Consider the following 21,468-nt stretch of genomic DNA (forward strand, 5'->3'; position numbering starts at 1 on the left):
TCCCGGCGCCGGGATTCATTCGGCCCGCTCGCTTCGCTCCCGGCGCCGGGGTTCATTCGGCCCGCCCGTCGTCGGGAACCACCTGGAGTCCGCCGTTCCGCGCCGAGAGCACGTAGACGGTGCCCGATCCGTCGACCACGATGCGGTCGGGCTGTACGACCGAGGCGAACCGCCGGACCTCGGTGGGTTCACCGTCTGCCAGGTCAAATGCCACCACCTCGTTGTCGCCGGTCGTCGAGACCCAGAGCAGGTCCCGGGTGTCGTCGTAGTCTACGGCGTACGGTCCGCCGGCCACCGGGTAGCGAAAGCGCATCACCAGCGGTGATCCGAAGAAGCCGAGGATCTCGCCGTCACGGGTGTTGGCGACCAGCACGCGTCCGAACTCGTCGACGGTCGAGTTGGTGGCCCCGTTGCCCGCACGCAGCGCCGGCCCCAGTTCACCGGATTCGGGGTCGACGGGGGTCACCGACGACTGCGCCCGATCCAGGACGACGACCTGGCCGTCGAGGCCTTCCGCAGACTCGGGCGCGGCCGTCACCGAGTCCACCCGTACGAAGCGATCGACGTCGTGCTTCTTCGCGAAATCGTTGTCGTACACGAGGACTCGTCCATCGGCCGTGCCGACGACGAGCAGCCCGGCCGTGGTCCGGGCGATCGCCGTCGGCTGGTCGGACTCGAGGTCGCCGGTGCGGACCCGCCCGTCGGCATCGACGACGACGAGCGCACCCGGGCCCGCGCCGACGAACCCGCCGTCGTCGCCGGCGGCCAGGGTGGTGAGGCGTGGTACCGCGATCGTCTGCGGCGGGGTCGTCAGCGCCCCGGCGTCGTAGCGGAGGATCTGGTTGCCGTCGGCCGACAGGACGGCGACGCTGCCACCCGACGCGGCGAGCGCACGCGCCCCGGCCGGGGCGGGCACGACGGTGCCCGCGGGAGCCGTCGTCGAATCCGCCGGCGCCTCCGGCGCGGTCGCGGGCGCGACGGTCGGTACGTCGGGGGTGCCGTCGTCGGAGCCGCACGCGGTGATCATGCCCACACCGATGACCAGTGCCGCCGTGGCCGCGATCGGGCCCCGTAGCCGCGACATGCCCGTGTGGGACTGGTGACTTGGGCGTGAAGGTCGCGGGAAGAGCATGTCCCCATCTTGCGCGACCGCTTCCGCGCGCCGCTCAGGCGGGTCGGGGCCGTGTCGCCGTGTCGGGTCGGCTGCGGCGGTGCCAAGTAGCATCGGGCGCCGTGACCGACACCATGACGTGGACCCAGTCGATCGTCCTCGGGGCGTTGCAGGGTCTCACCGAGTTCCTGCCGATCTCGTCGTCCGGGCATCTCCGGATCGCCTCCGAACTGATGTTCGGCGAGGACGCCGGCGCCTCCTTCACCGCGGTCACGCAGCTCGGCACCGAGGCCGCGGTCCTCGTCTTCTTCGCCCGCGACATCGTCCGCATCATCACCGCGTGGTTCCGCGGGCTCCGCCATGCCGACGAGCGGAACCTCGACTACCGGATCGGCTGGTACGTGATCTTCGCGACCATCCCGATCGGCCTGATCGGCTTCCTGTTCAAGGACGAGATACGCACCACCGGACGCAATCTGTGGCTCGTCGCCATCATGCTGATCGTGTTCGCCGGCGTGTTCTGGCTGGCCGAGCGCTACGGGCAGAAGCAGCGGAACCTCGAACAGCTCACCCTGCGGGACGGCCTCGTGATGGGTGGCGCCCAATGTCTGGCGCTGATCCCGGGCGTGTCGCGCTCCGGTGCGACCGCGAGTGCCGGCCTGTTCCTCGGACTCGAACGCGAAGCCGCCTTCCGCTTCTCGTTCCTGCTGGCCATCCCCGCGGTCACCGCATCCGGCCTGTTCAGCCTCCCGGACGCGTTCAACCCGAGCGGGGAGGGCATGGAGGCCAGCGGGCCCCAGCTGCTCGTCGCGACGCTGGTCGCGTTCGTCGTCGGTTATGCCGCGATCGCCTGGCTGCTCAAGTTCGTCAGCGCGCACTCCATGAACTGGTTCGGCGCCTATCGCGTCGTGCTGGGCGTCACGCTGATCATCCTGTTGTCGACCGGCGTCGTCTCGGCGACCTGATGCCACGGCCGCGGCGCCGGGCGGTCGCGCCGTGCGGTCCCGCCGGGCCGGTGCCTATGGTTGTGGGATGACCGTGATCCTTCTCCGGCACGGCCGTTCGACGGCGAACACCTCAGGGGTGCTCGCCGGTCGCAGCGCCGGCGTCCACCTCGACGACCGCGGGCGCGCCCAGGCCGATGATCTGGTTCGTCGTCTCGGCGACCATCTCGGGTCCATTCGCGCGGTGGCGCGTTCGCCGCTCGATCGGTGCGCCGAGACCGTCCAGCCACTGCTGGCGGCGCTGGCCGCGGACGGGCAGGCGCCACCCGAGATCGTCGTCGACGATCTCGCCGAGGTCGATTACGGCGGGTGGACCGGGCGTCCGATCTCGGAATTGTTGACCGAACCGCTGTGGAAGGTCGTGCAGCGGCAGCCGTCGGCCGCGATCTTCCCCGACGGGGAGGGACTCGCCGACGTGCAGGCACGGGCCGTACGCGCCATCCGCGAACTGGACCGCGTCCACGGCGGCCCGGACGGTTCCGGGGTGTGGATCGCGTGCTCGCACGGTGACGTGATCAAGTCGATCATCGCCGACGCCATGGGCAGCCACCTCGACGCCTTCCAGCGCATCGTCGTCGAACCGGCGTCGATCAGCGTGATCCGCTACACGCCGTCGCGTCCTTATGTCCATACGGTGAATGCGACCGAGTTGCTGTCCATCCCGAAGCCCCCGCCGCCGGCGCAGGACGGGCAACGACCGTCCGACGACGCGGTGGTGGGCGGCGACACGGGCGCGGATGTAGCGCCGTCCGCCAATGGTGCCGCTACGATCCCGGCGACATCGGGATAATGAACCAGACGACGAAGGAGGTGTGATGTCTCGAGCGATACACGTGTTCCGGAGCCCGGACCGCTTCGTGGCGGGCACGATCGGGCAGCCCGGTGACCGCACGTTCTACCTCCAGGCGGTCCACGAGGCCCGCATCATCAGCGTGATGCTGGAGAAGCAGCAGGTCCAGATCCTCGCCGACCGGATCGGTGCCCTGCTCGACGAGATCCACCGACGCTTCGGCACGCCGATCCCGCCGGAGACCGACCGGGTCGGTGACCTGAGTCCGCTGGTGATGCCGGTCGACGCCGAGTTCCGGGTCGACACCATGGGTCTCGGCTGGGACGCCGAATCCGAGGCGGTCGTGGTCGAGTTGCTCGCCATCACCGAGGGGGAGTTCGACGAAAGCGTGGTCCTCGACGACACCGACGAGGGCCCGGACGCGGTGCGGGTCTTCCTGACGACCGCGGCGGCCCGTGAGTTCGCCGCCCGTTCGTCGAGGGTGATATCCGCGGGACGACAGCCGTGCCCGCTGTGCAGCGAACCGCTCGACCCCGAAGGTCACCTGTGTATCCGGACCAACGGGTACAAACGGGACGCGGAGTTGAGCAAATCCCTCGACTTCATCGACCCTGATGTCTTCAACAGCCTTGCCGCACAGAGTGATCCGGGCCTGGCGGCTGACGACGACCCCTTCGGTCAGGCGGGGGACACCCCGCCGTCCGGTGACCCGGACGACCCCGACGAGCCCGGTGACGCCGGCTCTTCCGCACGTGACTGACGAGCCCGCGGTCGACCACGTCCTCCGCGACGGCGAACTCACCATCCTCGGCCGGATCCCCTCGGCCAGCAACGCGACGCTCGTGTGCGATGCGGTGCTCGACGACCGGACCTCGGTGCGTTGTGTCTACAAACCAGTGCGCGGTGAGGTCCCGCTGTGGGACTTCCCCGACGGCACGCTCGCCGGACGGGAAGTGGCGTCGTACCTGATCTCGGAGGCGCTGGGGTGGGACACGATCCCGACCACGGTGCACCGCGACGGGCCGCTCGGGCCCGGGATGGTGCAGCGCTGGGTCGAGACACCGGACAACACCGATCACCCGATCCCGGAGACCGAACCGCGGGTCGACCTGGTCGACCTGTGCCCGGTGGGCGCGGTACCCGCCGGCTATCTCGCGGTCCTGCAGGCCTACGACCCGTACGGCGACCCCGTCGTGCTGGTGCACGCCGACGACCCGCGGTTGCAGCGCATGTCGGTGCTCGACGTCATCCTCAACAACGCCGACCGCAAGGGCGGTCACGTCCTGGAAGGTCTGGACGGCACCGTCTACGGGATCGACCACGGCATCTGTCTGCACGAGGAGGACAAACTGCGGACGGTGCTGTGGGGCTGGGCGGGCGAACCGGTACCCGGGCACCTCGTCGCCGATGTCGCCGAACTCGCGGAGCGCTTGGAGACCGACGGCTCGGCCCTGCGCGCACAGCTCGCCGAACACATCACGCCCGACGAGATCGAGTCGCTCGCGATCCGCGCGATCGTGGTCGCCGAGAGCGCGACCATGCCGCACCCGCCCGGTCACCGGCCCATCCCGTGGCCGCCGTTCTGAGCGAATGCGCTCCGTCCCGGACGAGGCCGTGAAGGGCCTGCGCGCGGTGGGCAATACAGTGGACGCATGCAGTCGTGGCCCGATCTCGAACTCCCCGCCGTACCGGGCAGTGGACCCGCCCTCCGTCTCTACGACACCGCCGACCGTGCGGTCCGTCCCGTCGCCCCCGGGGCCACCGCGACCATGTACGTGTGCGGCATCACCCCCTACGACGCGACCCACCTGGGGCACGCCGCCACCTATGTGACCTTCGACCAGGTCAACCGGATCCTGCGCGATCAGGGTCACGAGGTTCATTACGTGCAGAACGTCACCGACGTCGACGACCCGCTGTTCGAACGGGCGGACCGGGACGGCGTCGACTGGCGTGATCTCGGGGCGCGGGAGACGCAGCTGTTCCGCGACGACATGACCGCCCTGCGCGTCCTGCCCCCGCGCGATTACATCGGCGCGGTCGAGTCGGTCAACGAGGTCGTCGAAGTCGTCGGCAAGCTGCTGGCCTCCGGGGCCGCCTACACCGTCGACGATGCGCAGTTCCCGGACGTCTATTTCCGCACCGATGCCACCGAACAGTTCGGCTACGAGTCGGGGTACGACCGCGAGACCATGGAACGGTTCTTCGCCGAGCGCGGCGGCGATCCCGATCGTCCCGGCAAACGCGATCCGCTCGACGCGCTGCTGTGGCGCGCCGAACGTCCGGGCGAGCCGTCGTGGGAGTCGCCGTTCGGTCCGGGCCGGCCGGGCTGGCACATCGAGTGTTCGGCGATCGCGCTGAACCGGCTCGGGATCGAGTTCGACATCCAGGGCGGCGGTAACGATCTCATCTATCCGCACCACGAGTACTCGGCGGCCCACGGGGAGGCCCTCACCGGTTCGCGGCGGTTCGCCCGGCACTACGTGCACACCGGGATGGTCGGGCTCGACGGCGAGAAGATGTCGAAGAGTCGTGGCAATCTCGTGTTCGTGTCGGTCCTGCGTCGCGAGGGCGTGGACCCCGCGGCCATCCGACTCGCACTGCTCGCCGACCACTACCGCGGTGACCGGATGTGGACGGACGCGGTCCTGGACACGGCCGTCGAACGCCTCGGTCGCTGGCGTGCGGCGCTCGGCGCGAGTACCGGACCCGACGCCGAACCGGTCATCGCGCGGCTCCGCCAGCATCTCGCCGACGATCTCGACACCCCTAAAGCGCTTGCCGCAGTGGACGGTTGGTGCGCGGATGTCCGCAACGGAATCGGTTCGTCGACGACGGCGCCCGCCGAACTCGCGGCCGCGGTCGACGCGCTGCTGGGAATCCCGCTCGTCCCCGACGTCCGATAGGCGTTGTCCCCACACCCGGATGTCCGCGCGCCGACGTCTGGGTAGAGTGCTGACGTGGCGCGCGTGCAAGAGATCCGACCCGAGACCGACGCCGGGGTGTACACCGTCGTCACCCGGACGTCGACCTACCTGCTGGATTTCACCGAGATGACGCTGCTCCGGGCCCCCGGGGTCGGCGGCACCGAGAACGAGGACTGGACGGTCAGCAGGCTCCGACGCGACTCCGAGGACATCCCGCTGCTCGGGGTGAAGTCCTGTCGCCTGGGGGAGTCCGCGCAGTTCTGGGTGCGCGCCGCCGACGATCCCGACGTCCGCACGTGGCGGATCACCACCCCCGTGGTGTCCATCGAGAAGATCGGCTGACGACCCGGATTCCGGCCGGACGCCTGGTTCAGGGTCCGAACGGGCCCTGGCCGCGACGTTTGAGGTAGCGCTCGAACTCGGCGGCCAGCGCGTCGCCGTCGATCTTCGCCATGACCTCGTCGGTGTCGACCTCGGCGTCCCCGCGCTCTTCGAGCCCGCGCACGTAGTCGGCGATCTCCTCGTCGTCTTCCGTCATCTCGGTGACCGCGCGTTCCCATTCCTCCGCCTGCTCGGGGAGGGTGCCGAGCGGCACCTCGATGTCGAGGACCTCCTCGACGCGGGTCAGCAGCGCCACCGTGGCCTTCGGGTTCGGCGGCGTCGACACGTAGTGGGGGACGGCCGCCCAGAACGAGACGGCCGGCAGACCCGCCTGGACGAAGAGATCCTGGAGCACGCCGGTGATACCGGTCGGTCCCTCGTAGCGACTCTCCGCGAGGTTGTACCGGGCCGCGGACTCGCTGCTGTAGGCCGCGCCGGTCACCGGCACCGGGCGGGTGTGCGGGGTGTCGGCGAGCAATGCGCCCAGCATCACCGTGGTCTCGACACCGAGCTCCTGCGCGAGGTCGACGATCTCGGCGCAGAACGCCCGCCACCGCATGTTGGGTTCGATGCCGCGGACCAGCACGATGTCGCGGTCGGCGCCCCGCGGGCTGCAGTACGAGATCGACGTCGTCGGCCAGTCGATCCGGCGTGTGACCCCGTCGATCTGATTCACGGTGGGGCGATTGACCTGGAAGTCGTAGTATTCATCGGAGTCGATGTCGGCGAGGGGTCGGGCGTCCCATTCGAGTGCCAGGTGCTCGACAGCGCTGCTGGCGGCGTCCCCGGCGTCGTTCCACCCCTCGAAGGCCGCGAGCAGAATGGGTCTGCGCAGCTGGGGAAGGTTCGACGTCTGCTCAGCGTTCACCGATCCAGCCTACGACCGAACACGCAGAGAGGGCGAACTACGCTGTCAACCATGTCCCCTGACTTCTCCGGAACCGATCCACGCGATTTCGACACGACATTTCTGTCGGCGATGTCGCGTCGGGTACTGATCGGCGACGGGGCGATGGGCACCATGCTGCAGGCCGCGGATCTGACGCTCGACGACTTCCGTGGCCTCGAGGGTTGCAACGAGATCCTCAACGACACCCGGCCCGACGTCCTCGAGGGCATCCACCGTGCGTACTTCGAGGCCGGCGCCGACGCCGTGGAGACCAACACCTTCGGGTGCAACCTGTCGAATCTGGGCGATTACGACATCGCGGACCGGATCCGGGAGCTGTCGTACAAGGGAACGACGATCGCGCGCGGCGTCGCCGACGAGATGGGTCCCTCGGCCGACGGCACCGACCGTTTCGTCCTGGGTTCGATCGGGCCGGGCACCAAGCTGCCCAGCCTCGGCCACACCACGTATGCGGCCATCCGCGACGCCTACCTGGAATGCGTCATCGGCATGCTCGAGGGCGGTGCCGACGCGATCCTGATCGAGACCTCGCAGGATCTGCTGCAGGTCAAATCGGCGGTGGTGGCCGCCCGCCGTGCGATGGAGCGGGTGGGCCGCAGGATCCCGATCATCTCCCACGTCACGGTCGAGACGACCGGCACGATGCTCCTCGGCTCGGAGATCGGTGCCGCGCTGACAGCGCTGGAGCCGCTCGGTATCGATCTGATCGGCCTGAACTGCGCCACCGGTCCCGCCGAGATGAGCGAACACCTGCGGTACCTCTCCAAGCATGCGCGCATCCCGGTGTCGGTGATGCCCAATGCCGGTCTGCCGGTCCTCGGTGCCAACGGTGCCGAGTATCCGCTGACGCCCGAGGAACTCGCGCAGGCCATGTCGCAGTTCGTGGGCGAGTTCGGCCTGCAGTTCGTCGGCGGTTGCTGCGGCACGACACCCGAACACATCCGGCAGGTCGCGGACGCGGTGTCCGAGGTGACCCCGGCGACCCGGACCCCGGAACACGAGTCGGAGACGTCGTCGCTGTACTCCGCGGTGCCCTTCGACCAGGACGCCAGCTTCCTGGTGATCGGTGAGCGCACGAACACCAACGGCTCCAAGGCCTTCCGCGAGGCGATGATCGCCGAGGACTACCAGAAGTGCCTCGACATCGCCAAGGACCAGACCCGCGACGGCGCGCACATGCTCGACCTCAACGTCGACTACGTCGGTCGCGACGGCGCCGCCGACATGACGGCTCTCGCCAGCCGGTTCGCCACCTCGTCGACGCTGCCGATCATGCTCGACTCCACCGAGCCGGAGGTCATCCGAGCCGGTCTGGAGTCGCTGGGCGGGCGCTGCGCGGTGAACTCGGTCAACTACGAGGACGGCGACGGACCGGATTCGCGGTTCACCAAGATCATGCAGCTCGTCGTCGAGCACGGGGCGGCGGTCGTCGCGCTCACCATCGACGAGGAGGGGCAGGCGCGTACCGCGGACTGGAAGGTCCGGGTGGCCGAGCGGCTGATCGCCGACATCACCGGCAACTGGGGGCTCGCCGAAGAGGACATCATCCTCGACACGCTGACCTTCCCGATCTCGACGGGTCAGGAAGAAGTCCGACGCGACGGCATCGAGACCATCGAGGCGATCCGCCGGCTGCACGAGGCCCACCCCGACGTGCACTTCACGCTGGGCATCTCGAACATCTCCTTCGGGCTCAATCCCGCTGCGCGACAGGTGCTCAACTCGGTCTTCCTGCACGAGTGCGTGCAGGCCGGCCTCGACACCGCGATCGTGCACGCGTCGAAGATCCTGCCGATGGCCCGGATCCCGGAGGAGCACCGCGAGGTCGCCCTCGACCTCGTCTACGACCGGCGACGTGAGGGTTACGACCCGCTGCAGAAGCTCATGGAGCTGTTCGAGGGTGTCTCGGCCGCCTCGGCGCGTGAGTCGCGGGCCCAGGAACTGGCGAAGCTGCCGCTGTTCGAGCGCCTGGAGCGCCGGATCGTCGACGGTGAGCGCAACGGTCTGACCGACGACCTCGACGAGGCAATGACCCAGGTCCCGCCGCTGACGATCATCAACGACACGCTGCTGGCCGGGATGAAGACCGTCGGCGAACTCTTCGGTTCGGGCCAGATGCAGCTGCCGTTCGTGCTGCAGTCCGCCGAGGTGATGAAGACCGCGGTGGCGCATCTCGAGCCGCACATGGAGGCCACCGGCGAGGACGGCAAGGGACGCATCGTCCTCGCCACCGTCAAGGGCGATGTGCACGACATCGGCAAGAACCTCGTCGACATCATCCTGTCCAACAACGGGTACGAGGTCGTCAACATCGGCATCAAACAGCCGATCGCGACCATCCTCGACGTCGCCGCGGACAAGCGGGCGGACGTCATCGGGATGTCCGGGCTGCTGGTCAAGTCGACCGTGGTGATGAAGGAGAACCTCGAGGAGATCAACTCCCGTGGGCTCGCCGACGAGTACCCGGTGCTGCTGGGCGGCGCCGCACTCACCCGCTCCTACGTCGAGAACGATCTCTCCGAGACCTACGAGGGCGACGTGCACTATGCGCGTGACGCTTTCGAGGGTCTGCGCCTGATGGACGACATCATGGCGACCAAGCGTGGCGGGGGACCCGACCCGGACAGCGACGAGGCGAGAGCCGCGGCGGAGAAGGCCGCCGAACGCAAGGCCCGCCATGAGCGATCGAAGCGGATCGCGGCCAAGCGCAAGGCCGCCGAGGAACCCGTCGAGGTGCCGGCCCGCTCGGATGTGGCCGCCGACAACGAGATCCCGACCCCGCCGTTCTGGGGGTCGCGGATCGTCAAGGGCGTCCCGATCGCGGACTACATGCAGCTCCTCGACGAGCGCGCGCTGTTCCTGGGTCAGTGGGGTCTTCGGGGCGCCCGCGGTGGTGACGGGCCGTCGTATGAGGACCTCGTCGAGACCGAGGGGCGGCCACGCCTGCGGTACTGGATCGATCGCCTGTCGACCGAGAACATCCTGCAGCATGCCGCCGTCGTCTACGGGTACTACCCGGCGGTCAGCGACGGCGACACCGTCCACGTGCTCACCGAGCCGGAACCGGATGCGCCGGTGCGGTTCAGCTTCACGTTCCCGCGTCAGCAGCGGTCGCGGTTCCTGTGCATCGCGGACTTCATCCGGTCCCGCGCCGACGCGAAGGCGGCCGGCAAGGTCGACGTGCTGCCGTTCCAGCTCGTCACCATGGGACAGCCGATCGCCGACTTCGCCAACAAGCTGTTCGCCGACAACGCCTACCGCGACTACCTCGAGGTGCACGGCATCGGCGTGCAGCTGACCGAGGCGCTCGCCGAGTACTGGCATCAGCGGGTGCGCAGCGAACTCGCGTTCGGCGACCGCACGATGGCCAGCGAGGACCCGGAGAACGCCCAGGGCTTCTTCGACCTCGAATACCGCGGCGCGCGTTTCTCGTTCGGTTACGGCGCCTGCCCTGACCTCGAGGACCGGGCGAAGATGATGGAGTTGCTCGAGCCGGGACGGATCGGCGTCGAACTGTCCGAGGAGTTGCAGTTGCATCCCGAGCAGTCGACCGACGCGTTCGTGTTGCACCATCCGGAGGCGAAGTACTTCAACACCTGACGTACTTCGCCACCGGATCGAGGGACGGGGGACAGGCCATGACGGTTCTGGAGCGGTCCGAGGGGCCGGTGCGGATCATCGGGATCGACCGGCCGGATCGGCGCAACGCCGTCGACCGCGCGACCGCCGATGCGCTGGCGGATGCCTTCCGGCGGTTCGACGCCGACGACTCGGTGTCGGTCGCGGTGCTTCACGGAGAAGGCGGGACCTTTTGCGCCGGAGCCGATCTCAAGGCCATCTCGGACGGTGACCCGAATCGGGTGGCACCCGACGGTGACGGCCCTATGGGTCCGACCCGAATGACGTTGTCCAAGCCGGTCATCGCGGCGATCTCCGGGCACGCCGTGGCCGGCGGACTGGAGCTGGCGCTGTGGGCGGACCTGCGTGTGGTCGACGACGACGCCGTCTTCGGGGTGTTCTGCCGGCGCTGGGGCGTCCCGTTGATCGACGGTGGGACCGTTCGACTTCCGCGCCTGATCGGCGAGAGCCGGGCCATGGATCTCGTGCTGACCGGCCGGGCGGTAACCGCCGACGAGGCATTGTCGATCGGGCTCGCCAATCGCGTCGTCCCGTCCGGGACCGCGCTACCGGCCGCGATCGCACTGGCCACCGAGGTCGCCGCGTTCCCGCAGACGTGCATGCGCCAGGACCGGCTGTCGGTCCTCGAACAGGACGGCCTGGACACGGACGCGGCCATCGCCAACGAACTCCGACACGGCATGGTCTCGCTCGCCACCGACACCCTGGCCGGCGCAAGCAGATTCGCCGGCGGCGCGGGCCGGCACGGGGAGGGCGTGGGCAGTTAGACGATCCGACGAATGCGGAACGTCTCGACGCGCCAAGCTACTCACCAGCCCCTGCTCCCTGATCCGAAAGAACGCCCTGCCCCCGCTCCCTGAGGAGCGCCCGGAGCTTGCGGAGGGCGACCAACCCCGCTCCCTGAGGAGCGCCCGGAGCTTGCGGAGGGCGACCAACCCCGCTCCCTGAGGAGCGCCCGGAGCTTGCGGAGGGCGACCAACCCCGCTCCCTGAGGAGCGCCCGGAGCTTGCGGAGGGTGCGTCACGAAGGGTCTTCGCAACCCGACTCACCAGGACCCTTCGTGAAGGCCTCCGCATGCTCCGGCCTCCTCAGGGAGCAGTGATTGGGCTCGCGCCGAGCGCAACGGGTTCTTTCGCAGTCCACGACGGCCGTCAGGCCGCAGACACTGAGGTATGAGGAGCGATAGCCGCCGGGCCGAGCAAGGGACGAAGGAGGTCGACGAGCTACGACGGGTCCTCTTGCGCTGTAGCGCAGTCAGTTGCGTGCGAGGTACTCGGCTAGGAATGCTTCGACGAGGGAGGGTCGGAGCTGTCGTTGGCCGGGTCGGGGTGGTCTCACGTCGATGACGTGGCTGGTTCTCGACCATGATCGACGCGCGTCGTCGTGGTGCCGGTTGTTCGGGCGCGCGTGATCGCCGGACCGCGTTGGTGGCCCGTGGATCTGCTCGCGCACGGTGTTCAGGTGTTGTGTGAATCGCCGCGGGATGTCGGGTCGGCGGTTGAGGCGTTCGGGGTTGGGTGGTGCGCCGGGTTCGGCGTTGAGTCGCCAGAGGCAGCGGCCTTCATCGGGTCCAGAGCGTTCGATGTGGGTGGTGTACTGGCCGGGATTGTCGCCGACCATGCGGTTATGACGGGGACAGGCTGGGGCGAGATCGTCGATGTCGGTGAGACCACCCTTGGCCCAGTCCTTCTGGGCGTGATGAAGCTCGACGTGGGTGGCGGGCTGATCACACCCGGGCGCCGAGCACACTTCGCCGTCAGGGCGGGCGAACGAGACGAGGCGTTGTTCGCGGGTGGCGAGTCGTTTCCCGCGCCCGAAGTGCAGGGGGACGGCGGTGGCGTTTTTGAAGATGGCCAACCACGGCTGGACCTCACCGGCCATCGCGATCAAGTCCCGGATGGGAAGCAGGGTGCCGGTGGCGGTGGTGGCGAGTCCGGCTTCGCGGATGAGGTCGTTGAGGTCGGCTTTGATGATCAGTTGCACGGGCAACCCGCGGTGCGACTTTCCAAGGGTCCCGTCGGCGAATCCGGCGGCGAGTGCGGCGTCGAGGGCGTCGTGGTTGACCTGCGCGGGAGTGCGGCTGTCACGGTCGGCCGCGGCTGTCAGGGCGTCGGGGTCGGCGGTGCCGACGGGTCCGGACGGTGAGTGGGGGTCGTCGGGGTTATTGAGTCCTGGTTTGCCCCATACGGCGAACATCATCGTCAACCGGGCGGCGAGTTCGGGTGTGAGGGTGCCGGAGATCTTGGCGGTGCCATCGGCGCGTTGGCGGCCGATCCACAAGTTGCGGCGTCGTTTCTGGTCGGTGTCATCAGCCAATGTGCCGTCGGGGTCGAGATGAGCCAGCAACCGGGCACCGAGTTGGGTGATGTCGGCGGGTGTGTGGTCGACGGCGATCTCCGCCATCTGCCGTTCAGCCGCGACTTTCACATCGTGTGCGACGGCGTTGGGGATCTGGTCGAGGACATCGAGGGCGGCCTGCACGTGCGCGGAACCGGCCGCTCCTGCGGCGAACGCTTCGGCCAGGGTGGGGTGTTCAGGTGGTAGGACCTCGCCGCCGAGGCTGGTGCGGGTGGCGGTGGCGTCCATCTGCTTACGGCGTCGCATCGGGTTGGAGACGCGTAGCCGGTGGGTCATGTACTGCATGAGTGTTCGGCACCCGGCTTTGCGGGGCAGGTCGCGGGCCTCGACCTGATCGATCTGCCGGTCACCAGCAACAGTCAACCGTGCGATCGCTTTCTCGGTATCGGCTGCCACTTCGGCCAACTCGGCATCGGTGCACGGCCCCAGGTCGACCGTCTGCAACTCGTCCACGATGCGGTGGAGGTCGGCGATCAACTCGACGGCACGCGGCTGCGGCGTCGCTGATCCGTCAGACATGGCCACCCCCCAAGAACCGTAGCCGCGAATGTACGTTCGAGTGTACACCACAGTCGGCATCTCGCAACTCGAAAGTGTCTGTTGTGCAACGGTATTCGTCGGCGACAACTTGTCGGTGCGTTGTGGTAGATGGGGCGCCGGTTTGGGTTGTCCTCGAATTTTGTTGTTACGAGTCCTCTCTCGGCTGCGGATGTGCGCGGGGAGGCCAGAGACCGCTCAGACGTCCAGCACTTCGGTCAACTGCGGGACGATCTGCTTCTTGCGCGAGACGACGCCTTTGCCGAAGGCGTGGCCGTCGGCGACGGTGACACCCAGCGCCTGCTCGATGGCCGAGGCGGGTTCGCCGACCACGAGCAGGTCCGAGTCGGCCTTGATCACATCGGTGATGAGCAGGAGGTAGAGGTCGTAGCCGGCTGCCTCCTTCTCGGCGGTCATTGCCGTCAGGAACTCGTCGCGACGGTCGAGTATCTCGGCGGAGTCGACCGTGGTGACCTGCGAGACCCGTACCGTCTTCGGCCCCATGTCGAAGCTCTTGGAGTCCCGTCCGATGATCGCCGACACCGGCTCGTCGCCGAGCGCGGTCCCGGCCCGTAGAAGCGCGTCGCCGTACTCGTCGACGTCGACGCCCGCGATGTCGGCAAGCTCGGCGGCAGCGGCGCGATCGGCGTCGGTGCAGGTGGGGGAGTTGAACAAGAGGGTGTCGGAGATGATCGCCGACAGCATGATGCCCGCCTGCGGACGCGGGATCTCGACCCCGTTCTCCGCGTACATCCGGGTGAGAATCGTGCAGGTGCATCCGACCGGTTCGACGCGCATGTACAGCGGCGCTGCCGTCTCGAAATTGGCGATCCGATGGTGGTCGATGACTTTCAGGACGGTCACGTCGGTGATGTCGGCGACGCTCTGCTGGCGCTCGTTGTGGTCGACGAGCATGACCTTCGCCGGCGCGGCCGTCTCGATGACGCGCGGCGCGTCGAGTCCGAAATGCTCCAGTGCGAAGGTGGTTTCGAGACTCGGTCGGCCCAGGGCAACGGCCTCGACATCGCTGCCGAGCGCGGCTTCGAGGTGGGCGAGGCCGATCGCCGCCCCGATGGCATCGGTGTCGGGGTTGCGGTGTCCGAACACCAGGATCTTCGACATGGGACCTCGGCTTTCTCCTCGGCGGTGCGCGTGGGCCCAGACTACGACGATCCCGGCGCCTCGCGGGTCTCGTTCCCCGTGAGCATGATCCTCACCGGGTCGGCGCCCGCGCCCGGGGTCGGGGTTCTACATTGGCCCCATGTCCACGACCGGGCGTCGACGCGTCATCCTGGTCGTCTGCTGCCTGAGCATGTTCCTCGTCGGCCTCGACATCTCCGCGGTCAACGTGGCGCTGCCGTCGATCGGCGCCGATCTCGACGCCACGCCGTCTCAGCTCCAGTGGGTGGTCGACTCGTACACGCTGGTCGTCGCGAGCCTGCTCATCCTCGGTGGCACCACCGGCGACCGGCTCGGTCGCAGACGCATCTTCGGGGTCGGCCTCGCGATTTTCGGAACCGGGTCGGTGCTCTGCGCGGTGTCGCCGACACCGGAGGTGCTCATCGCGGCCCGGGCTGTCAAGGCGGTCGGTGGCTCGATGCTGAACCCGGTGGCCCTGTCGATCGTGACCACTGAGTTCACCGAGCCGAAGGCGCGTGCGCGGGCGATCGGGTTGTGGGGAAGCGCATTCGGGGCGAGTCTGGCCTTCGGCCCGGTCGTCGGTGGTGCGCTGGTTTCTGGCCTGGGCTGGCAGGCGATCTTCGTGCTCAATGTCCCGGTGTGCGTGCTCGCCCTCGTTCTCAGCCGGCGGTACGTCCCCGAGTCGAGGGCGCCACAGCCTCGACGGGCCGATGTGGTGGGTCAGCTGTTGATCCTCGTGCTGTTGGGAACCGTGACGTTCGGGATCATCGAAGGGCATGTGCTGGGCTGGAGGTCCGGCGTCATCGTCGGCTGTTTTGCGGTCGCTGCGTGCTCGTCTGTGGTCCTGATCTGCTACGAGTTGCGCCGCGACGAGCCGCTCCTGGACCCGCGGTTCTTCGGCAGTGTGCCGTTCACCGTCGCGGTCGTGTGCGCGGTCATCGCGTTCGCGGCGACCGGCGGGTTCCTGTTCGTCAACACCCTGTACCTGCAAGAAGTCCGCGGACTGAGTCCGCTCGGCGCGGGTCTGATGCTGATCCCGTTGGCTCTGGCCGCCGCGTCCTGCGCGCCGGTCTCGGGACGCCTCGTCGCCGCGCGGGGGTCCCGGCCGCCACTGTTCGCGGGCGGGATCGGGATGGCGGCGGGCGGAGTGCTGCTCCTCGGCGTCGGATCCGATACCCCGTTCACCTACCTCGGCGCGGCCTACCTCGGGTTCGGCATCGGCTTCGGACTGGTCAACGCGCCCATCACGAATGCCGCGGTGTCGGGCATGCCGCGAACCCAGGCGGGACTCGCCTCCGCCATGGCGTCCACCGGGCGCCAGGTCGGGACGGCGCTGGGCGTGGCGGTGTCCGGTGCCATCGCGTTCTCCGGACGGGTGGGAACGGTGGCCGACGACCTGAGCGCCACCGCACGACCGTTCTGGATGGTGGTGACGCTGTGCGGCGTGGCGATCGCCGTGCTGGCCTATCTCGCCACCGGCGCCTGGGCGGAACGAACCGCCGTGCGCACACGCGACCGCGTCGAGTCCCGATCGGGCTCCTGGACGGCGTGAGATTCCCACCATCGCGCGATCAGCTCGACGATCCCATCAGGCGTCCGCGTCCATCCGAGGTGCGTCGCGACGCCCCCGGCCGGACCGTCGGAGGCCCGGTAACACAGTGTCGACATCGCGTCCTTGTCGAACGCCGCGTCGTAGGCGTCCGCGGCGCGGCCGGACACGACCTCGTCGTCGTGCAGCCGGATCGACAACGCCGGCAACCGCATTCGGGAGTCGAGTGCGAACGGCGCCCACCCGGTCAGCACCATGCGCGCCCATTCCCGCATCAGCGTGCGCGGCGTCGGACCGCCGAAGCCGCGTCGTGGCCACCGGCCGAGCACCGCCGCGACCGGCGTGACCGACGCGGCCAGTGCGGCGAGCGGGATCCCGCGTGCGCCGTAGTGTCGGAAGTGGGGGACCGAGGCGCCGATCGCCACGATCCCGTCGGGAGCACGATCGGTCCGTGACGCCACCAACGCCGCCAGCTGTGCACCCAGGCTGTGACCGAGCACCAGGACCCTCGTCTCCGGGGTTTCCGTCCGGGCGGCGGTCACGGCGTCGGCCAGATCGTCCGCCTCGTCGGCATAGGACCAGTCGGAACGTCGAGACGGTGGCTCGCTTCCCTCCTCGATCCCTCGCCGAGGGACGATCACGACGTCGAGTCCGGCTCTGCTCAGGGCCTCCGTCAAGCGCCGGTACACACGCGCCGGCACTCCCATCGCCGGCGAGATCAACACCGTCGTGTGCCGTGTGCGAACGGGGTCGTTCTCGATGCGGGTCATGTCCCCAACGTCTCGCACCCGCGCCGCCGGCACCACTACCTACCAGGTAGTCGTTTCGAGGCGCGGCCCTGTGGATACCAACCAGCGATGGTCGACGCGGACACGAAGGGAGCGACACATGTCGGATGTGAGTAATTTCTCGGAGACCTGCAAGCGCGTGGCGGACGCCGCGATGGAAGCAGGCGTCCGGATCGCGGTCGCCGAATCGCTGACCGGCGGGAACCTGGCAACCGAACTGAGCAAGGCGCCGAACGCGGGTACGTGGTTCCGCGGCGGGGTCGTGGCCTACCACAAGGACGTCAAGTACGAACTGCTCGACGTGCCCGAGGGGCCGGTCGTGAGCGAGACCGCGGCGCGCGCGATGGTGGCATCGACCGCCCGGTTGTTCGACGCCGACCTCGTCGTCGCGGTGACCGGTGAGGCCGGTCCCGAACCCGACGAGGCGGCACCGGGAACGGTGTGGTTCGGACTGGATCACCGCGGCCGCGTCAGCGCCTCCCGGGAAGTGTTCGACGGTGAACCCGAAGAGGTCCTCGCCCAGACGATCGGACACTCGTTGGAGTTGATCGAGTCCTGTCTGCGGTCTTGATCGCCGGACGACCGTTACCCGTGAGGTAGTCGCCGCGCTCCCGCCCGGGACCTACCATGACCCCATGACCGTCGAGGTGGGAAGCATGCTGCGGCAGTGGCGCTCTCGCCGCTCGGTGAGCCAGCTGGATCTCGCCTACGAGGTCGGTGTCTCGCCGCGTCACCTCAGTTTTGTCGAGACCGGCCGGTCACGCCCGAGTCCGGCGCTGCTCGAGGCGCTCTCCGAGCGGCTCGATGTTCCACTGCGAGAACGAAATTCGCTGCTCCTCGCTGCCGGGCACGCACCCCGCTACAGCGAGGAACCGCTCGACTCGGACACGATGGCCCACGTCCGGTCGTCGGTCCAGCGATTGCTCGACGCCCACAACCCGAACATGGGCATGGCGCTCGACCGGACCTGGAACGTCGTGCTGGCCAACGACACCGCGCTCACCCTTCTCGAGTTGTTGCCGCCCGAATTGCAGACCGGACCGGTCAACCTGTTCCGGGTGTCGCTGCATCCGGACGGATTCGCGCGGGCCACGCACAACTTCGACGAGTGGGCGACCTACCTGCTCGAGTTGCTCCGGCGGATGGCGCGGATCACCGGCGATCCGCGCCTCGCCGCCCTCGAACGGGAGGTCTCGGGATATCCGACCGTCGCCGCACTCGACGGACGTCTCGCCCGCGACCGTGCCGGAGTCGGGGGACAACCGCAGTTGCTGGTGCCGTTCCGGCTCGCACTCGGCGATCAGGTGCTGTCGTTTTTCAGCACCCTCACGACGTTCGGCTCCCCACGCGATGTCACCCTCGAGGAGCTGACCATCGAGCTGTTCTACCCCGCCGACGAGCCCACCGAGCGGTGGGTTGCGATGATGCAGGGGTGACCGACACCGCCCCCACCGTCTCCACCGCCGGCCCCACCTCACCCTCGGGTGCGCGACTCCCCGCTGCCGTGCTGTGGGACATGGACGGCACGCTGCTCGACTCCGAACCGATCTGGGACGTCGCGATGGCGGAACTGGCCGCCCGGCACGGCATCGTCATGTCACCGGAACTCCGCGAATCCACTCTCGGGAACTCGCTGCCGGACGCATTGGCGAAGGTGCATGACGCGGCCGGTCTGTCCGCCGCGGAGCGCGATCCCGATGCCGACGGACGCTGGACTCTCGATCGGGTCGCCGAACTGTTCGCCGACGACCTGCCGTGGCGTCCCGGCGCAGCCGAAGCACTCGACCTGGTGGCCGGGGCAGGGATCCCCATGGTGCTGGTGACGAACACGGTGCGGGAGTTGACCGAGGTGGCCCTGGAGACCATCGGGTGTGGACGCTTCACCACGACGGTCTGCGGCGACGAGGTGGCGGTGGGCAAACCCGCGCCCGATCCCTACCTGCGCGCGGCGGAACTGCTCGGTGTCCCGTCGGCCGACTGTCTGGCCGTCGAGGACTCGCCGACCGGCGCCCAGGCGGCATCGGCGGCCGGATGTCCGACGCTCGTCGTCGAGTCCGCGGCACCGGTCGAGCCGGGCCGGTTGCGCGTCTTCCGGACCAGTCTGGTCGGGCTGGACCTCGACGATGTCGCCGGTGCATGGACCGGCGGTCTCGCGCGCATCTCGACATGCAAAAATGAGGAATCGTGAAGACTTTCGAGGAGCTGTTCGCCGAACTCAGCGACAAGGCGCAGAGCCGTCCCGAGGGTTCGGGTACCGTCGCCGCCCTCGACTCCGGTGTCCACACCCTGGGCAAGAAGATCATCGAAGAGGCGGGTGAGGTCTGGCTTGCCGCCGAACACGAATCCGACGAGTCGCTCGGCGAGGAGATCTCGCAGCTCGTCTACTGGCTGCAGGTGATGATGATCAAGCGGGGACTGACGCTGCAGGACGTGTACCGACATCTGTGACCGGTTGACCCGGTCCGCACACAGTCCACACGACACAGTTCTGCTCCATCCCCGCGCCCGCAGGCGCACTCCACGAAAAGGACAACGAGATGCTGAGAGTGGCCGTACCCAACAAGGGTGCGCTCTCCGAATCCGCGTCGGCCATCCTCTCCGAGGCCGGCTATCGCCGCCGGACCGACGCCAAGGACCTCACGGTCCTCGACAACAACAACGACGTCGAGTTCTTCTTCTTGCGTCCCAAGGACATCGCGATCTACGTCGCCTCCGGCCGGCTCGACCTGGGCATCACCGGACGTGACCTCGCTCGCGACTCCGGCGCCGAGGTCGGCGAACAGCTGGCCATGGGCTTCGGCTCGTCGACCTTCCGTTACGCGGCTCCGGCCGACCAGCAGTGGGCAGTGGCCGATCTCGCGGGCAAACGCATCGCCACGTCGTACCCGAACCTCGTGCGCGAGGACCTGGCCGGTCATGGCATCACCGCCGACATCATCCGGCTCGACGGTGCGGTCGAGATCTCGATCCAGCTCGGTGTCGCCGACGCGATCGCCGACGTCGTCGGTTCCGGTCGCACGCTGCGTCAGCACGGCCTGGTGGCATTCGGTGAATCGCTGTGCGATTCCGAGGCGGTCCTGATCTCCCGACGCGACGCCGACCTCACCAAGGCCGAACGGCAGTTCGTCGCCCGAGTGCAGGGCGTGGTGTTCGGACAGCAGTACGTGATGATCGACTACGACTGCCCCCGTTCGCTTCTCGATCGGGCGTCGGCGCTCACGCCGGGCCTCGAGTCGCCGACCGTGGCGCCCATGGCCGACCCGGACTGGGTCGCGGTCCGCGCAATGGTGCCCCGCAAGGACCACCAGAACCTCATGGACGAGCTGTCCGAGCTCGGCGCCAAGGCCATCCTGGCGACGGACATCCGGTCCTGCCGGTTCTAGCGGAGGCAAATCCACCCATTTTCGGCAAACCCACCAGCTCGCAGCTGGTGGGTTTGCCGATTAGTGGTGGGTTTGTGGCTATTGGGCCGCGCTGAGCATCACCGTCTGGGCCGACCGGCCGATGTGGCCGGAGGCGTCGTAGAGGTCGGCGAAGGTGCTGCCGAACCCGTCCGGACCGGCGATCATGTGGGCGTCGATGCCGACCCACGGTCCGCTCGGGACGCGCGTCAGGTGCACGGTGGTGTCGGTGTTCATCCACGTCCACTGATTCGGGCGGAGTCGGGTGCCCAACCCGTTGGCGACGTCGATGACGGTGAACATCGATTCCAGGTCTTCGGTCTTCTCGTCGGCGACGAGCGGGATCGCCGGCCGCAGCCACACCGCGGGAGTCGAGCCGTTGCGCCCCTCGGCCCGGACCGACTCGATGGTGCCGATGAACCCGAGGGTGCCCCAGTCGACCGCCTCGCCGTTGTCGTCGGAGAAGCCGATCACCGCCTTCGACTCGTCCGGTCCGGGCGTCAGGGGATCGGGACCGTTCGCGATCTCGGCGGTTTCGGCGACGCGGAGCCGCCACCCCACCGAGCGGGCGGCGGCGCGGAACGTCCCGTCGGCCTGCTGCACCTGCAGTTCGGTCTCGACGAGGCTGATCTGGCGGCCCGGCCGCACGACCCGGGCGGCGACCCGGTTGACGCCCAGCCCGACCGGACCGAGGATCTCGGTGGTCACACGCGTGAAGTGCTGAGCCGGGTCGGGCTGGCACCGCAGCAACGACCGCATCAGCAGGGCCGACGGGGGACCACCGTGCTGCATCGTCGGCGACCACACGCTCAGCGTCGCCTCGGTCGGGCGGAAGTACTCGAAGTCGCCCTCGTCACGGGCAGCATCCGACGGGGCATCGATGGGTTCGTAGTACGAGTTCTCCACCTGAGTCACTCTATGACTGCCGACATA

20 protein-coding genes are annotated in these 21,468 nt (G+C 68.5%); 14 read left to right on the plus strand and 6 right to left on the minus strand.

Features of this window, described 5'->3' with window-relative positions; genetic code table 11:
* Window positions 1–52: 52 nt before the first annotated feature.
* Window positions 53–1,084 (minus strand): hypothetical protein, encoded by a 1,032-nt coding sequence (locus tag B1818_RS08215; protein ID WP_078112404.1) that lies wholly within the window; start codon window positions 1,082–1,084, stop codon window positions 53–55.
* A gap of 149 nt (window positions 1,085–1,233) precedes the next feature.
* Between B1818_RS08215 and B1818_RS08220 the strand changes: the two genes are divergently transcribed.
* The 6 genes from B1818_RS08220 to B1818_RS08245 all read left to right on the plus strand — a co-directional run bounded on the left by B1818_RS08220 (window position 1,234) and on the right by B1818_RS08245 (window position 6,174).
* Complete coding sequence (locus tag B1818_RS08220; RefSeq protein WP_078112405.1) at window positions 1,234–2,076, plus strand: undecaprenyl-diphosphate phosphatase; 843 nt, start codon at window positions 1,234–1,236, stop codon at window positions 2,074–2,076.
* A gap of 67 nt (window positions 2,077–2,143) precedes the next feature.
* The gene (locus B1818_RS08225) at window positions 2,144–2,905 is read left to right on the plus strand and encodes an MSMEG_4193 family putative phosphomutase (RefSeq protein WP_058250413.1); all 762 of its coding nucleotides are present in this window, start codon (window positions 2,144–2,146) and stop codon (window positions 2,903–2,905) included.
* A 25-nt stretch (window positions 2,906–2,930) separates the two neighbouring features.
* Entirely contained in the window at window positions 2,931–3,665 is a 735-nt protein-coding gene (locus tag B1818_RS08230) for a DUF3090 domain-containing protein (RefSeq protein ID WP_078112406.1), read from the plus strand.
* Window positions 3,637–4,491 carry an SCO1664 family protein gene (locus B1818_RS08235; protein ID WP_078112407.1) on the plus strand — a complete coding sequence of 285 codons (855 nt, stop codon included), beginning with the start codon at window positions 3,637–3,639 and terminating at the stop codon, window positions 4,489–4,491. Before B1818_RS08230 ends, B1818_RS08235 begins: the two co-directional genes overlap by 29 nt.
* A gap of 66 nt (window positions 4,492–4,557) precedes the next feature.
* Window positions 4,558–5,811 (plus strand): cysteine--1-D-myo-inosityl 2-amino-2-deoxy-alpha-D-glucopyranoside ligase, encoded by a 1,254-nt coding sequence (gene mshC, locus B1818_RS08240; protein ID WP_058250416.1) that lies wholly within the window; start codon window positions 4,558–4,560, stop codon window positions 5,809–5,811.
* 54 nt (window positions 5,812–5,865) lie between these two features.
* The gene (locus B1818_RS08245; RefSeq protein WP_058250417.1) at window positions 5,866–6,174 is read left to right on the plus strand and encodes a hypothetical protein; all 309 of its coding nucleotides are present in this window, start codon (window positions 5,866–5,868) and stop codon (window positions 6,172–6,174) included.
* A gap of 28 nt (window positions 6,175–6,202) precedes the next feature.
* On the opposite strand, the gene B1818_RS08250 is transcribed toward B1818_RS08245, so the two are convergent.
* Window positions 6,203–7,081, minus strand: a complete 879-nt coding sequence (locus tag B1818_RS08250; RefSeq protein ID WP_058250418.1) for a PAC2 family protein — start codon at window positions 7,079–7,081, stop codon at window positions 6,203–6,205.
* Window positions 7,082–7,132: 51 nt separating this feature from the next.
* Between B1818_RS08250 and metH the strand changes: the two genes are divergently transcribed.
* On the plus strand, window positions 7,133–10,723 hold the full coding sequence (gene metH / locus B1818_RS08255; protein WP_078112408.1) for a methionine synthase: 3,591 nt from the start codon (window positions 7,133–7,135) through the stop codon (window positions 10,721–10,723).
* Between the two features lie 38 nt (window positions 10,724–10,761).
* Window positions 10,762–11,529: a crotonase/enoyl-CoA hydratase family protein gene (locus B1818_RS08260; protein ID WP_078112409.1), complete on the plus strand. Its 768-nt coding sequence runs from the start codon at window positions 10,762–10,764 to the stop codon at window positions 11,527–11,529.
* Window positions 11,530–12,016: 487 nt separating this feature from the next.
* Here B1818_RS08260 and B1818_RS08265 read toward each other — a convergent pair whose 3' ends face one another.
* Entirely contained in the window at window positions 12,017–13,639 is a 1,623-nt protein-coding gene (locus tag B1818_RS08265; protein WP_078112465.1) for an HNH endonuclease signature motif containing protein, read from the minus strand.
* Window positions 13,640–13,855: 216 nt separating this feature from the next.
* Window positions 13,856–14,779, minus strand: coding sequence for a manganese-dependent inorganic pyrophosphatase (locus B1818_RS08270; protein WP_078112410.1), 924 nt, complete (start codon window positions 14,777–14,779; stop codon window positions 13,856–13,858).
* A gap of 139 nt (window positions 14,780–14,918) precedes the next feature.
* Here B1818_RS08270 and B1818_RS08275 point away from each other — a divergent pair, with 139 nt between their 5' ends.
* Entirely contained in the window at window positions 14,919–16,349 is a 1,431-nt protein-coding gene (locus B1818_RS08275; protein WP_078112411.1) for an MFS transporter, read from the plus strand.
* Here the strand turns inward: B1818_RS08275 and B1818_RS08280 are convergent.
* Window positions 16,262–17,116 carry an alpha/beta fold hydrolase gene (locus tag B1818_RS08280; protein WP_058250579.1) on the minus strand — a complete coding sequence of 285 codons (855 nt, stop codon included), beginning with the start codon at window positions 17,114–17,116 and terminating at the stop codon, window positions 16,262–16,264. The genes B1818_RS08275 and B1818_RS08280 overlap by 88 nt on opposite strands.
* A 118-nt stretch (window positions 17,117–17,234) precedes the next feature.
* Here B1818_RS08280 and B1818_RS08285 point away from each other — a divergent pair, with 118 nt between their 5' ends.
* The 5 genes from B1818_RS08285 (at window position 17,235) to hisG (ending at window position 20,517) form a co-directional block, all read left to right on the plus strand.
* Window positions 17,235–17,705 (plus strand): CinA family protein, encoded by a 471-nt coding sequence (locus B1818_RS08285; protein WP_078112412.1) that lies wholly within the window; start codon window positions 17,235–17,237, stop codon window positions 17,703–17,705.
* A gap of 64 nt (window positions 17,706–17,769) precedes the next feature.
* On the plus strand, window positions 17,770–18,570 hold the full coding sequence (locus B1818_RS08290) for a helix-turn-helix transcriptional regulator (RefSeq protein WP_078112413.1): 801 nt from the start codon (window positions 17,770–17,772) through the stop codon (window positions 18,568–18,570).
* A gap of 80 nt (window positions 18,571–18,650) precedes the next feature.
* Complete coding sequence (locus tag B1818_RS08295) at window positions 18,651–19,322, plus strand: HAD family phosphatase (RefSeq protein ID WP_078112466.1); 672 nt, start codon at window positions 18,651–18,653, stop codon at window positions 19,320–19,322.
* Window positions 19,319–19,582, plus strand: coding sequence for a phosphoribosyl-ATP diphosphatase (locus tag B1818_RS08300; protein ID WP_014926729.1), 264 nt, complete (start codon window positions 19,319–19,321; stop codon window positions 19,580–19,582). The genes B1818_RS08295 and B1818_RS08300 overlap by 4 nt, the downstream gene beginning before the upstream one ends.
* An 89-nt stretch (window positions 19,583–19,671) precedes the next feature.
* Window positions 19,672–20,517, plus strand: a complete 846-nt coding sequence (gene hisG, locus B1818_RS08305) for an ATP phosphoribosyltransferase (protein WP_058250425.1) — start codon at window positions 19,672–19,674, stop codon at window positions 20,515–20,517.
* Between the two features lie 78 nt (window positions 20,518–20,595).
* On the opposite strand, the gene B1818_RS08310 is transcribed toward hisG, so the two are convergent.
* Window positions 20,596–21,441, minus strand: coding sequence for a thioesterase family protein (locus B1818_RS08310; RefSeq protein WP_078112414.1), 846 nt, complete (start codon window positions 21,439–21,441; stop codon window positions 20,596–20,598).
* Window positions 21,442–21,468 lie beyond the last annotated feature (27 nt).

Source organism: Gordonia sp. IITR100 (assembly GCF_002009645.1).
GTDB lineage: Bacteria > Actinomycetota > Actinomycetes > Mycobacteriales > Mycobacteriaceae > Gordonia > Gordonia hongkongensis.

Excerpts from the sequence above, each read along its gene's own strand:
- B1818_RS08215 (WP_078112404.1), bottom strand. The coding sequence starts at position 1,084 with ATGTCGCGGCTACGGGGCCCGATCGCGGCCACGGCGGCACTGGTCATC.
- B1818_RS08225 (WP_058250413.1), top strand. The coding sequence starts at position 2,144 with ATGACCGTGATCCTTCTCCGGCACGGCCGTTCGACGGCGAACACCTCA.
- B1818_RS08230 (WP_078112406.1), top strand. The coding sequence starts at position 2,931 with ATGTCTCGAGCGATACACGTGTTCCGGAGCCCGGACCGCTTCGTGGCG.
- mshC (WP_058250416.1), top strand. The coding sequence starts at position 4,558 with ATGCAGTCGTGGCCCGATCTCGAACTCCCCGCCGTACCGGGCAGTGGA.
- metH (WP_078112408.1), top strand. The coding sequence starts at position 7,133 with ATGTCCCCTGACTTCTCCGGAACCGATCCACGCGATTTCGACACGACA.
- B1818_RS08260 (WP_078112409.1), top strand. The coding sequence starts at position 10,762 with ATGACGGTTCTGGAGCGGTCCGAGGGGCCGGTGCGGATCATCGGGATC.
- B1818_RS08265 (WP_078112465.1), bottom strand. The coding sequence starts at position 13,639 with ATGTCTGACGGATCAGCGACGCCGCAGCCGCGTGCCGTCGAGTTGATC.
- B1818_RS08270 (WP_078112410.1), bottom strand. The coding sequence starts at position 14,779 with ATGTCGAAGATCCTGGTGTTCGGACACCGCAACCCCGACACCGATGCC.
- B1818_RS08275 (WP_078112411.1), top strand. The coding sequence starts at position 14,919 with ATGTCCACGACCGGGCGTCGACGCGTCATCCTGGTCGTCTGCTGCCTG.
- B1818_RS08280 (WP_058250579.1), bottom strand. The coding sequence starts at position 17,116 with ATGACCCGCATCGAGAACGACCCCGTTCGCACACGGCACACGACGGTG.
- B1818_RS08285 (WP_078112412.1), top strand. The coding sequence starts at position 17,235 with ATGTCGGATGTGAGTAATTTCTCGGAGACCTGCAAGCGCGTGGCGGAC.
- B1818_RS08290 (WP_078112413.1), top strand. The coding sequence starts at position 17,770 with ATGACCGTCGAGGTGGGAAGCATGCTGCGGCAGTGGCGCTCTCGCCGC.
- B1818_RS08295 (WP_078112466.1), top strand. The coding sequence starts at position 18,651 with ATGGACGGCACGCTGCTCGACTCCGAACCGATCTGGGACGTCGCGATG.
- hisG (WP_058250425.1), top strand. The coding sequence starts at position 19,672 with ATGCTGAGAGTGGCCGTACCCAACAAGGGTGCGCTCTCCGAATCCGCG.